Raw genomic sequence first — 11,480 nt, 5'->3', positions numbered from 1 at the left:
GGGCGGTGCGACCGTCCGGCGCCGCGGCCCGGACGACCGGCCGAGGGCCGACGTGAGAAGCCTTTCACCTGCATGTTCGGCCGTCCAGGGGGGTCGGGAACCCGACGCTGGGCGCTGCTGGTGTCGGACCGGCGGGGGCCCGTGACGGCCCTAGCGTCTCCCGGCAGAGGTCGCGCGTGCGACGCGCGGCGGAGCTGAAGGAGCAACGCATGGCAACAGCAGCAGTGCCCTGGCGGCGAACACGGACGGTGAGCCTGCTCGCCGGCGTCACGGCGGTGGTGACCGCGCTGGCGGCACCCGCCGCGGCGGCGCCCGGGGTGAACCCGGCCCTCGTGGACCGCGACGCCGACCCCGGCACGTCGATCGGCGTCAGCAAGGTGGTGTCCACCCCGCCGATCCCGCCGAAGCCCGACGTGGTGCTGCTGGTCGACACGACCGGCAGCATGGGCGGGGCGATCGCCAACGTACGGACCAACCTGCAGCAGGTCATCACCGACGTGCGCGCGGCGCAGGCGTCGGCGCAGTTCGCGGTGGCCTCCTACCGGGACACCGGGGACGGCGCGGAGCTGTTCCGGGTGCGGCAGGACCTGACCGACGACGCGACGGCCCTGCAAGACGCGGTGAACGGGCTGGCCGCCGGCGGCGGCGGAGACACCCCGGAGGCGTGGGTGAACGCGCTGGTCGAGGTGTCCGAGGGGGCGATCGGCTACCGGTCGGGCAGCAGCCGGATCGTGGTGCTGGTGGGTGACGCGCCGAGCCACGACCCGAGCAACGGGCGCACCCTGGCGCAGGCGACGGCGGCGTTGCAGGCCGACGAGGCGCGGCTGCTGGCGGTGAACGTCAGCGGTGGCGGTGGCGGCCTGGACGCGACCGGGCAGGCCACGACGGTGGTGTCGGCCACCGGCGGGCAGCTGGTGGGCAGCTCCCCCGACACGGTGACCGCCGCGATCCTGGCGGGCCTGCGGGACCTGGACGTCACGGTCACCCCGACGGTGACGTCGTGCGACGCGGGCCTGTCGGTGGGCTTCGACGCGGCGTCGCGGACGCAGCAGTCGGGCACCGACGTGCCGTTCGCCGAGACGATCACGGTGGCGGCGGACGCCGCGCAGGGCGCCGAGCTGACCTGCACGGTGGACTTCCTGCTCAACGGCCTCTCCGGCGGGCCGGCGTTCACGCAGCAGATCCGCGTGCGGGTCAACGACGTCACCCCGCCGACCGTCGTCGTCGACGACCGGACGGTGGAGGCGACCAGCCCGGCCGGCGCGGTGATCGACTACCCGGCGACGGCGACGGACAACGTCGACGGTCCGCTGACCCCGACCTGCGTGCCGCCGCCCGGCTCGACGTTCCCGCTGGGCGCGACGACGGTGACGTGCACGGCCACCGACGCGGCCGGCAACACCGGCAGCGACACCGCCGTGATGCGGGTGGTGGACACCACCCCGCCGGCGACGGCGTGCGTGCCGACGAACAACCCGAGCGGCGGCACCATCCCCGGCTCGTACAACCCGGACGGGTTCTACGAGCTGACGTCGACGGACGTGGTGGACACGGCCGTGCAGGTGTTCATCGGTGACGCGGCGGACCCGAGCGTGCGGTTCGGGCCGTTCCCGGCCGGCACGAAGATCAAGCTGGTGCAGGCGCCGGGTGCGCAGTCGCGGGTGAAGGACGGCACCGGCGACATCGACTACAAGGTGACGTTGCGCGGCGACGCGCTGATCGTCGGCGTGGACGACGCGGGCAACGCCTCGTCGCCGGCGGTGTGCCTGGTGGCTCCCCCGCCGAAGTGACGACCGCCGCGCGCGGGGTCGTGCCCCGCGGGTGACGTCCCGGCCGCCGGGCCTCGTCGGGGTCCGGCGGCCGTTCGCGTACGCGCCTGAGCCGCGCCGGGTCGCAGGCGCCCGCGCCGTTCAGGCACGGTGGGTCGCCCCGCCTGAACGGGTTCAGCCGCGGCGGCTGGGCGAGTCGAAGCGGCCGGCGCGCATCTCGCGCAGTGCCCGGCGGCGGGTGTCCCCGCGCAGCGTGTCGACGTACAGGCGGCCGGCCAGGTGGTCGGTCTCGTGCTGCAGGGCCCGGGCGAGGAACCCACTACCGGAGATCGTCAGCGGCTCGCCGTGCTGGTCGAAGCCGTGGGCGGTGGCGTGCATCGCCCGGGGGGTCGGGAAGTAGAGCCCGGGGACGGACAGGCAGCCCTCGTCGTCGTCCTGCAACTCCTCCGACAGCTCCAGCGTCGGGTTGACCAGGTGGCCGCGGTGGCCGTCGGCGTCGTAGACGAACACCTGCGCGTTGACGCCGATCTGGGGTGCGGCGACGCCGGCGCGGCCAGGAGCGCCGAGCAGGGTGTCCATCAGGTCGGTGACCAGGGCGCGTAGTTCGGCGTCGAAGCTGGTCACCGGCTCGCTCGGGGTGCGCAGCACGGGGTCGCCGATGATCCTGATGGGCCGCATCGTCATGCCGGCAAGGTTATCTGTCGTCGCCGGCGGTGTCGGCGCCCGGGCGGGCGGCCACGAGCACCTCGACGCCGTCGAGGATGCGGGCCAGGCCGAACTCGAACGCGCGGGCGGGGTCGCCGGCGGCCTGGTACTCCTGACCGGCGGCGCTGCCGACCCGCGCCGCGAGGGGGTAGCGGCGCGGGTCGAGGGCCTTCTCCAGGTAGGGGGCGTGGGCCTGCCACCACTGTTCCTCGGTCATGCCGGTGTGCGCGGCGGCCTGGGCGGCCTCCACGGCGCTGCGCACGGCCCCGTGGACGTACCCGGAGACGAGGGTGACGACGGCGTCCATCTCCAGGTCGGTCAGGCCGATGCCGTCGACGGCGCGCAGCTCGTACTCGTAGCGGGCGATGACGTTGGGGCCGAGCGGGGGGCGGGTGGTGGCGACCTGCAGCAGCCAGGGGTGACGCAGGTAGAGCGCCCAGGTCTCGCGGGCGATGTGTGCGAGGCGGCCGCGCCAGCCGCCGGGCACGTCGTCGGGGCGGGCGGTCTCGCCGTAGACGGTGTCGAGCATGACGTCGAGCAGTTCGCCCTTGCCGGGGACGTACGTGTAGAGGCTCATGGTGCCGACGCCGAGGCGTTCGGCGACCCGGCGCATGGACAGGGCGGCCAGCCCGTCGGCGTCGGCGACCTCGATGGCGGCGCGGACGATCCGGTCCACGGACAGGTCGGGTCGGCCCTTGCGGCTGGCGCGTTCGCGGGTGCGCCAGAGCAGGGCGAGGCTGCGCGCGGGGTCGCCGGTGCCGCTGTACTCGGTCGTCATGCCCCGGAACTCTACCGTTCGCTGTACCGTATGGTGTACGGTACAGCGTGCGGGACGAGCGGACGGGGGCGCGGATGCACCGGGACGGACCGGCCATCGAGGCCGAGGGACTACGCAAGCGCTACGGCGACACCGAGGCCCTCGCCGGCCTCGACCTGACGGTGCCGGCCGGCACGGTCTGCGGGCTGCTCGGGCGCAACGGCGCGGGCAAGACCACCGCGGTGCGGGTGCTGACCACCCTGCTGCGGCCCGACGCCGGCACCGCCCGGGTGGCCGGCGCCGACGTGCGCCGACACCCCGACCGGGTGCGCGCCCGCATCGGGCTGGTCGGTCAGCACGCCGCCGTCGACGAGGTGCTCAGCGGCCGGCAGAACCTGGTGCTCTTCGGCCGGCTGCACCACCTCGGTGGCGCGCGGGCCCGCGTCCGGGCCGCCGAACTGCTCGCCCGCTTCGACCTGACCGACGCCGCCGACCGGCCCGCCGGCACGTACTCCGGCGGGATGCGCCGCCGCCTCGACCTCGCGGCCAGCCTGGTCCTCGACCCGCCGGTGCTGTTCCTCGACGAGCCCACCACCGGCCTCGACCCGCGCGCCCGGGCGCAGGTGTGGGACGCCGTGCGGGGCCTCGTCGCCGACGGCACCACCGTGCTGCTGACCACCCAGTATCTCGAGGAGGCCGACCAGCTCGCCGACAGCGTCCGGGTCGTCGACGCCGGCCGGGTGGTCGCCGACGGCACCCCCGACGAGCTGAAGGCCGCGCTCGGCGGCGACCGGGTCGACGTGGTGCTGTCCCGCGCCGACGAACTGGACCGGGCGGCGCGGGCCGTCGGTGCCGCCGTCGCGGCGAGGCCGCACGTCGACCCGGCGGCCCTGCGGGTCAGCGTGCCCGTCTCCGGGCGAGTCGCCGCGCTGGCCGCCGTGCTTCGGGCGCTCGACGACGCCGGCCTGACCGCCGTCGACATCGCGGTGCGCCGCCCCACCCTCGACGAGGTGTTCCTGAAGCTCACCGGCGAGGACTCCCCCGCCGCCCGCCCCGCCGAGAAGAAGGTGACCGCGTGACCGTGACCGTTTACCCGCTGCCGCACCGCCTGCGCTGGGCCGTCGCCGACGGCGTCACCCTCACCGGCCGCGCGCTGGCGCACTGGGTCCGGCAACCCGCGCAGGCGATCGTCGGGCTGCTGTTCCCCGTGCTGCTGGTGCTGATGTTCGGCTACCTCTTCGGCGGCGCGATGAGCGTGCCCGGCGGCGGCGACTACCGGGAGTTCCTGCTGCCCGGCATGTTCGCCATGACGATGGCCTTCGGCATCGAGTCGACGTACGCGGCCGTGGCCACCGACACCGCCCGCGGCGTCACCGACCGGTTCCGGTCCCTGCCGATGGCGCCCTCGGCGGTGGTCACCGGCCGGGCCGCCGCCGACCTGCTGCACTCCGCCGCCGGCCTGGCCGTCATGCTGGCCTGCGGCCTCGCCGTCGGCTGGCAGTGGCACGCCGGCGCCACCGCGGCCCTGGCCGCCGTCGGGCTGCTCCTGCTGCTGCGCTTCGCCCTGATCTGGGTCGGCATCCACCTGGCTCTGGTGCTGCGCCGACCCGAGTCGGTCGTGGTGCTGCAGATCCTGGTCTGGCCCGTCGGGTTCACCTCCAACGCGTTCGTCGCCCCCGACACCATGCCCGGCCCGCTGGCGGCGGTCGCGCAGTGGAACCCGCTGTCCGCGACCGTCGCGGCCTGCCGGGAGCTGTTCGGCAACCCCGGCTGGGGCGGCGAGTCCTTCGCCGCGCAGCACGCCGTCGCCCTCGCCGTCGCCTGGCCGCTGCTGCTGATCGCCGTGTTCCTGCCCCTCGCGGTGCGCCGCTACCGCAGGCTCAGCCGGTGACCGGACGGACCATCCCGATCCACGCCGACCGGGCGCGCGAGGCCCTGCACGCCGCCACGGCGGTGCCCCTCGCCCCCGCCGAACGCGGTCAGGTCCGCGACGACCTGCGCCGCGCCGAGAACCTGACCGCCGGACCTGCACCCGGAAGGACGCCCGTGACGATCGGCTCCCACGCCGTCACGTTCACCCCCGCCGACCCGCCCCGCGCCGGGACGCTGCTCGTCTGGTCGCCCGACGGCGGCCCACCGCCCGACAGGATCGGCGAACCCGCCCAGGTGACCCTGGCGACGCCCCCGCACGGCCACCCCACCCCGGTGTCCGCCCGACGGGCGTCGCTGGCGGCCGGCGTACCGCTGCTGCTCGCCGCGCCGGCCACCGACCCGGCGGCCGCGTTCTGGGCCGCCGCCACCCGGGAGGCCCTGCACCTGGCCGCCCACGGCCTGCTGCTGCCCGCGGTGACCCCCGCCGGGCACGACACCTGGCGCGTCGGCCCGCTCACCGCCGACGACGAGGCCCGGCAGGCGCGGCTCGCCGCCGCGATGCCCGCCACCGCGCGCGCGGTGCCGGTGCCCGGACGTACCCCCGCCTGGCTGCCCGACCCGGCACGGCTGCTCCGTGACTTCCTCGACGCCGTCGCCGACACCCTGCCCCGCGCCGACGGCGCCACCGGGGCGTGGGCCGCGCCGACACCCACACCCGTCGGGCGGCTGCGCCACTGGGCCGCCCGGGTCGCCGCCCACGCCGACGCGGCGGTACGGCTGTCGCTGCGCCTGGAACACGACGACACCGCCGACGAGCCGTGGCGGCTCGTGGCGCAGGTGCACCGCGCCGCCGCGCCGGGGCTGCTCACCGACGCCGCCGCGCTGTGGCACGCCACGGTCCCCGGGTTCCCGCCCGGCGCCCGCGACGCCGCGCTGCTGGCCCTTCGACACGCCGCGCGGGTGTGGCCGCCCCTGGCCGGGCTGCTGGACACGGCCGTGCCCGACGCGCTGGCGCTGACCGACGCCGACGTCGTCGACCTGGCCGGCGGTGCGGCCGCCCGCCTCGCCGGCGACGGGATCGACGTGCACTGGCCGGCGGGGCTCGACCGCGACCTCACCGCCTCGGCCGTGCTGCGCGCCCCGGCCCGCCGCGCCGCCGGGCCCGGGCTGCTCGCCGAGCCCGGCGACCTGGCGCTGCACTGGCGGTTGAGCCTGCACGGCGCGCCGCTCACCCCGGCCGAGCTGGCCCGGCTCGCCGACGCGCACCGGCCGGTGGTGCGGCTGCGCGAGCGGTGGGTGCTGGTGCCCCCGGAGCTGGCCCGCCGCGCCCGCGACCCGCACGCCGCGACGCTGGCCGCGATGCCCGCGCTACGGGCCGCGCTGACCGGCGCCACACACGTCGACGGAGAACGTGTCGACGTGACCACCGAGGGCTGGTTGGCCGACGCCGCGCGGCGGCTCGCCGACGGCGCGACCGCGCCCCCGGTGCCCGCACCGCCCGGGCTGGCCGCGACCCTGCGCGACTACCAGCGGCACGGGCTGCGCTGGCTGGCCCGGCTGACCGCGCTCGGCCTCGGCGGCTGCCTCGCCGACGACATGGGGCTGGGCAAGACCGTCACCCTCATCGCCCTGCACCTGCACCGGCAGGCCGACCCCGCCACCGCCGGCCCGACCCTGGTGCTGTGTCCCGCGTCGCTGCTCGGCAACTGGGAACGGGAGATCCGGCGCTTCGCCCCCGGCACCCCCGTACGCCGCTTCCACGGCCCCGACCGCCACCTCGACGACCTCGACGGCGGGTTCGTCCTCACCACCTGGGCCACCCTGCGCCGCGACGCGACCCGGCTGGCCGCCCGGCGGTGGCCGCTGCTCGTCGCCGACGAGGCGCAGCACGTGAAGAACCCCCACTCGGAGACCGCGACGGCGCTGCGCGCGATCCCCGCCGCCGCCCGGGTCGCCCTGACCGGCACCCCCGTGGAGAACGACCTCACCGACCTGTGGGCGATCCTGGACTGGACCACCCCCGGGCTGCTCGGCACCCTCGCCGAGTTCCGCGCCCGCTGGGTCAAGCCGGTGCAGACCGACCGCGACCCCGACGCCGGGCGGGACCTGGCCCGGCTGGTCGGGCCGTTCCTGCTGCGCCGCCGCAAGAGCGACCCCGGCATCGCCCCGGAGCTGCCCGGCAAGACCGAGACCGACCAGCCCGTCGCGCTCACCGCCGAACAGGCCGCCCTCTACCAGGCGTGCGTCGCCGAACTGCTCGACCTGATCACCGGCACCGACGGCTTCGCCCGGCACGGGCTGGTGGTCAAGCTGCTCACCGCGCTCAAGCAGATCTGCAACCACCCCGCCCAGTACCTGCGCCAGACCGCGCCACCGCTGGCCGGCCGCTCCGGCAAGCTCGACCTGCTCGACGAGCTGCTCGACACGATCCTGCCCGCCGGCGGCGCGGTGCTCGTGTTCACCCAGTACGTGGCGATGGCCCGGCTGCTGCACCGGCACCTGACCGACCGGGGCGTCGGCGCGCTGCTGCTGCACGGCGGGCTGCCCGTCGCCACCCGCGACGACCTGGTCCGCCGCTTCGACGCCGGCGAGGCCCCGGTGTTCCTGCTGTCGCTGCGCGCCGCCGGCACCGGCCTGAACCTCACCCGCGCCGACCACGTCGTGCACTACGACCGCTGGTGGAACCCGGCCGTGGAGGACCAGGCCACCGACCGGGCGTACCGGATCGGGCAGACCCGGCCCGTGCAGGTGCACCGGCTCATCGCCGAGGGCACCGTCGAGGACCGCATCGCCGCGCTGCTCGCCGGGAAGCGGGAACTCGCCGAGGCCGTCCTCGACGCCGGACCGGCGGCCCTGGCCGCGCTCAGCGACACCGAACTGGCCGAACTCGTGACCCTCGGCGGCGACCGATGAGCCCGCGCGGCTTCACCGCGTTCCCGCCCGGCCGGGCCCGCCGCCCCCGCACGTGGTGGGGTGCGGCGTGGAACCGGGCGTGGGAGGCCGACGCCCTCGACGCCGGGCCGCTGCGCGCCGGGCGCCGGCTGGCCGCCGCCGGGCACGTCGGCCCGATCACCGTCAGCCCCGGCCGGCTCGCCGCCGCCGTGCACGACGGCGACACCGAGCAGGCGTACGCCACCCGGGTACGCGTCGCGCCGCTGGCCGAGGACGACTGGGACCTGCTGGCCAGCGAGGTGGCCGCCCGGGCCGGGCACCAGGCGGCGCTGCTGGCGGGACAGCTGCCCCGCGACCTCGCGGACCTCGCCGGGGTGCGGCTGCTGCCCGCGCTGGGCGAGATCACCCCGGAGTGCGACTGCCCGGAGTGGGACCACCCGTGCCGGCACGCCGCCGCGCTGTGCCACCAGGTGTCCTGGCTGCTGGACGCCGACCCCGCCCTGCTGCTGCTGATCCGGGGCCGCGACGCCCGGCAGCTGCTCGCCGCCGCGCCGGCCCCGGGCGGCAGCGTGCCGCGGCCGGAGTCGACGCCGCCGTCCGGGTCACCCGGTCAGGCCCGTGTCGCGCCGGAGCCACCCGACGCGGCGGGGACGGCGGCCGTCGAGGCGTACACCCGCCCGACGCCGCCCCTGCCGCCGCCACCGGGGCCGGCGGACGCGCCGACGCTGCCGTTGCTGCCGCCCGGCCCGGACGTCGACGTCGACGCGCTGCGCCACCGCGTGGCGGTGGCCGCCGAGCGGGCGGCGGCACTGCTGCGGCAGGCCTGACCGCCCGGTCGGCGCCGCCGGCGGGCCTCGCGGACGATGCCGGCGGGCGGCGTGCCCGCCGGCGGGGCGTCGCGGGCGTGCGGCGAGCGGGCGGACCGGGGGTGCCTGCCGTGCGGCGCGCCGGTGCGGGCGGGGCGGCTGTCAGGCCGGCGGCGGCAGGCCCGCGTCGGCGATGCGCTGGCGCATGGGCCGCCGGCGCATCGCGGCGAGGACCTCGTGCAGCAGGTCGGCCAGCGGCACGGGCAGCTCGGCGTCCAACTCCCGCATGGCGGCGGTCGTCGCCGCCCACTCCGCCTCGATCACCGGCAGCAGCTCGCGGGCCCGGTCGGTCAGGTGCACGATGCGCTGCCGGGCGTCCGCGCCCGGGGTCAGCTCCACCAGGCCGGCGCGGGCCATCTGGGCCACGGTCTGGCTGACCGCCGAGTGGGTGACCCCCACCCGGCGGGCCAGGTCGCGGATGGGCAGCGGCCCGTCGGCCACCAGCACCCGCAGCGGCGGCGAGAACCGGGGCCGGTAGTCGGCCAGGCCCCGCTCGGCGTACACCGCCGCCACGTCTGCGTCGAGCACCTCGAGGACGTGCCGCAGCAGCGTCCCCACGGCCTCCCGGTCCGGTCCGTCAGTCACCCCGCTAATGTAACAGCACTGTTGTATCTGGACGAGGGAGGACAGACGATGAGCCAGCGGTACCCCCTGACGGAACCGTACGCGCACGGGATGCTCGACGTCGGCGACGACCAGCTCGTGTACTGGGAGACCTGCGGCAACCCCGACGGCAAGCCCGCGGTGGTGCTGCACGGCGGGCCGGGCTCCGGCTGCGGGCCCAGCTGGCGGACCTTCTTCGACCCGGCCCGCTACCGGGTGACCCTGTTCGACCAGCGCGGCTGCGGACGCAGCCTCCCGCACGCCGCCGACCCCACCGTGGACCTGTCCACCAACACCACCGACCACCTGATCGCCGACGTCGAACGGCTGCGCGAGCACCTCGGGGTGGACCGCTGGCTGGTGCTGGGCGCGTCCTGGGGGTCCTGCCTCGGGCTCGCGTACGCCCAGCGGCACCCGGAGCGGGTCAGCGAGCTGGTGCTGTTCAGCGTCACCGCCGGCACCCGCCGGGAGATCGACTGGATCACCCGCGACATGGGACGGGTGTTCCCCGCCGAGTGGGCCCGGTTCCGTGACGGCGTGCCGCCGGCCGACCGCGACGGCGACCTGGCCGACGCGTACGCCCGGCTGCTGGCCGACCCGGACCCGGCGGTGCGGGACCGGGCCGCCCGGGACTGGTGCGCCTGGGAGGACAGCCACGTCGCCACCGCCCCCGGTCACCGGCCCGACCCCCGCTACACCGACCCGGTGTTCCGGATGGCGATGGTCCGGCTGGTCACCCACTACTGGCGGCACGACTGCTTCCTGCCGGAGGAGCAGGTGCTGCGCGAGACGGGGCGGCTGGCCGGCATCCCCGGGGTGCTCCTGCACGGCCGACTCGACATCAGCAGCCCGGCGGACATCCCGTGGCTGCTGGCCCAGTCCTGGCCGGACGCGCGCCTGGAGCTGCTGGAGCGCGCCGGGCACGGCAGCGGGAACGGCATGGCGGAGCGGGTCGTGGCGGCGCTGGACGGCTTCGCCGACCGCCGCTGACACCCCCGCCCCGCCGGTCAGGGCAGGAGACCTCCGGGCCGGTGCGGGGGCAGTCGGCGGGCGGCGGTCAGCCGCCGGCGAGCGCGGCGCGGACGGGACGGGTCTTGGCTGCGGCCTCGGCGACCTCGGCGTCGGGGTCGCTGCCCCAGGTGATGCCCCCGCCCGCCCAGACGTGCACGCGGTCGGCGTCGACGGCGGCGGTGCGGATGGTCAACCCCAGGTCGATCCGTCCGGGGGCGACCCAGCCGAGGGCGCCCATGCTCGCGCCGCGCCCGACCGGCTCGAGGGCGGCGACGCGGTCCAGCGCGGCGAGCTTCGGGGCGCCGGTGACCGAGCCGCCCGGGCAGACCGCGCGCAGCAGGTCGGCCAGGCCGAGCCCGTCGGCGACCGCCGCCGACACCGTCGACTCCGCCTGCCACAGGTCGCACCAGCGGCGTACGGCGAACAGCTCGTCGACCCGCACGCTGCCGGTGCGGGCGACCCGCGCCAGGTCGTTGCGCTCCAGGTCGACGATCATCACGTGCTCGGCGCGTTCCTTGGCCGAGGCGAGCAGCTCGGCGCGGCCGACGGCGGTGGCGGGCCGGGTGCCCTTGATCGGTCGGGTGACCAGCCGCCCGTCGGTCAGCTCGACCAGGGTTTCCGGGCTCGCGCAGCCGATCGCCCAGCCCGCCCCGGTGAGGGTGCCGCCGTAGCGGGCGCCCGGCAGCGCGGCGAGCCGGCCCAGGGCGGGCAGCGGGTCGCCGGCGTACCGGGCGGCGGCGTGCCCGACGAGGTTGACCTGGTAGACGTCGCCCCGGCCGATGGCGGCGCGCACGGCGGTCACCGCCTCGGCGTGCTGCCGCGGGGTCCAGCTCTCCGCCCAGTCGCCCAGCCACCAGCCGGCGGCGGGCGCCGCGGCGGCCGGCGGGGCGGGCGGGCCGTGGCCGTAGACGACCACGGCGACCTCCGGCAGCGCGGGGGCGGGGTTGGCGGCGCCGGCCGGCGCGCCAACAAGACCGGCACCGGCGGCGGCGGAGACGTAGAGGG

10 protein-coding genes are annotated in these 11,480 nt (G+C 77.0%); 6 read left to right on the top strand and 4 right to left on the bottom strand.

Annotated features, from left to right (window positions below):
• The first annotated feature begins 209 nt into the window (after positions 1 to 209).
• On the top strand, positions 210 to 1,790 hold the full coding sequence (locus AB0L34_RS30170) for a VWA domain-containing protein (protein ID WP_363708644.1): 1,581 nt from the start codon (positions 210 to 212) through the stop codon (positions 1,788 to 1,790).
• Between the two features lie 153 nt (positions 1,791 to 1,943).
• Here the strand turns inward: AB0L34_RS30170 and def are convergent, their stop codons facing one another.
• Both def and AB0L34_RS30160 read right to left on the bottom strand, forming a co-directional pair.
• Positions 1,944 to 2,453 carry a peptide deformylase gene (def, locus tag AB0L34_RS30165; RefSeq protein WP_350705633.1) on the bottom strand — a complete coding sequence of 170 codons (510 nt, stop codon included), beginning with the start codon at positions 2,451 to 2,453 and terminating at the stop codon, positions 1,944 to 1,946.
• A 10-nt stretch (positions 2,454 to 2,463) separates the two neighbouring features.
• Positions 2,464 to 3,252, bottom strand: a complete 789-nt coding sequence (locus AB0L34_RS30160) for a TetR/AcrR family transcriptional regulator (RefSeq protein WP_357461914.1) — start codon at positions 3,250 to 3,252, stop codon at positions 2,464 to 2,466.
• A 74-nt stretch (positions 3,253 to 3,326) separates the two neighbouring features.
• Here AB0L34_RS30160 and AB0L34_RS30155 point away from each other — a divergent pair, with 74 nt between their 5' ends.
• From AB0L34_RS30155 to AB0L34_RS30140, 4 genes are read left to right on the top strand one after another with little or no spacing between them, the layout of a single operon-like run.
• The gene (locus AB0L34_RS30155; protein WP_363708648.1) at positions 3,327 to 4,310 is read left to right on the top strand and encodes an ATP-binding cassette domain-containing protein; all 984 of its coding nucleotides are present in this window, start codon (positions 3,327 to 3,329) and stop codon (positions 4,308 to 4,310) included.
• Between the two features lie 2 nt (positions 4,311 to 4,312).
• Entirely contained in the window at positions 4,313 to 5,122 is an 810-nt protein-coding gene (locus tag AB0L34_RS30150; protein WP_363708646.1) for an ABC transporter permease, read from the top strand.
• A complete protein-coding gene (locus AB0L34_RS30145; protein WP_363708641.1) occupies positions 5,119 to 8,016 on the top strand; it encodes a DEAD/DEAH box helicase in 2,898 nt (965 codons plus the stop codon). The genes AB0L34_RS30150 and AB0L34_RS30145 overlap by 4 nt, the downstream gene beginning before the upstream one ends.
• Entirely contained in the window at positions 8,013 to 8,822 is an 810-nt protein-coding gene (locus AB0L34_RS30140) for an SWIM zinc finger family protein (RefSeq protein ID WP_363708639.1), read from the top strand. The genes AB0L34_RS30145 and AB0L34_RS30140 overlap by 4 nt, the downstream gene beginning before the upstream one ends.
• A gap of 141 nt (positions 8,823 to 8,963) precedes the next feature.
• On the opposite strand, the gene AB0L34_RS30135 is transcribed toward AB0L34_RS30140, so the two are convergent.
• The gene (locus AB0L34_RS30135) at positions 8,964 to 9,446 is read right to left on the bottom strand and encodes a MarR family transcriptional regulator (RefSeq protein WP_363708637.1); all 483 of its coding nucleotides are present in this window, start codon (positions 9,444 to 9,446) and stop codon (positions 8,964 to 8,966) included.
• A 48-nt stretch (positions 9,447 to 9,494) separates the two neighbouring features.
• Here AB0L34_RS30135 and pip point away from each other — a divergent pair, with 48 nt between their 5' ends.
• A complete protein-coding gene (gene pip, locus AB0L34_RS30130; RefSeq protein ID WP_363708635.1) occupies positions 9,495 to 10,454 on the top strand; it encodes a prolyl aminopeptidase in 960 nt (319 codons plus the stop codon).
• 67 nt (positions 10,455 to 10,521) lie between these two features.
• Here pip and AB0L34_RS30125 read toward each other — a convergent pair.
• A partial coding sequence (locus tag AB0L34_RS30125; RefSeq protein ID WP_363708633.1) for a chorismate-binding protein occupies positions 10,522 to 11,480 on the bottom strand: 959 nt, incomplete at its 5' end.

Origin of the sequence: Micromonospora sp. NPDC052213 (assembly GCF_040679695.1) — a bacterium.
In the GTDB taxonomy this organism is placed as follows: Bacteria; Actinomycetota; Actinomycetes; order Mycobacteriales; family Micromonosporaceae; genus Micromonospora.
The sequence above is the reverse complement of the archived record's forward strand: the minus strand, read 5'-3'. Positions and strand labels throughout refer to the sequence as shown.

Excerpts from the sequence above, each read along its gene's own strand:
- AB0L34_RS30170 (WP_363708644.1), top strand. The coding sequence starts at position 210 with ATGGCAACAGCAGCAGTGCCCTGGCGGCGAACACGGACGGTGAGCCTG.
- def (WP_350705633.1), bottom strand. The coding sequence starts at position 2,453 with ATGACGATGCGGCCCATCAGGATCATCGGCGACCCCGTGCTGCGCACC.
- AB0L34_RS30160 (WP_357461914.1), bottom strand. The coding sequence starts at position 3,252 with ATGACGACCGAGTACAGCGGCACCGGCGACCCCGCGCGCAGCCTCGCC.
- AB0L34_RS30155 (WP_363708648.1), top strand. The coding sequence starts at position 3,327 with ATGCACCGGGACGGACCGGCCATCGAGGCCGAGGGACTACGCAAGCGC.
- AB0L34_RS30140 (WP_363708639.1), top strand. The coding sequence starts at position 8,013 with ATGAGCCCGCGCGGCTTCACCGCGTTCCCGCCCGGCCGGGCCCGCCGC.
- pip (WP_363708635.1), top strand. The coding sequence starts at position 9,495 with ATGAGCCAGCGGTACCCCCTGACGGAACCGTACGCGCACGGGATGCTC.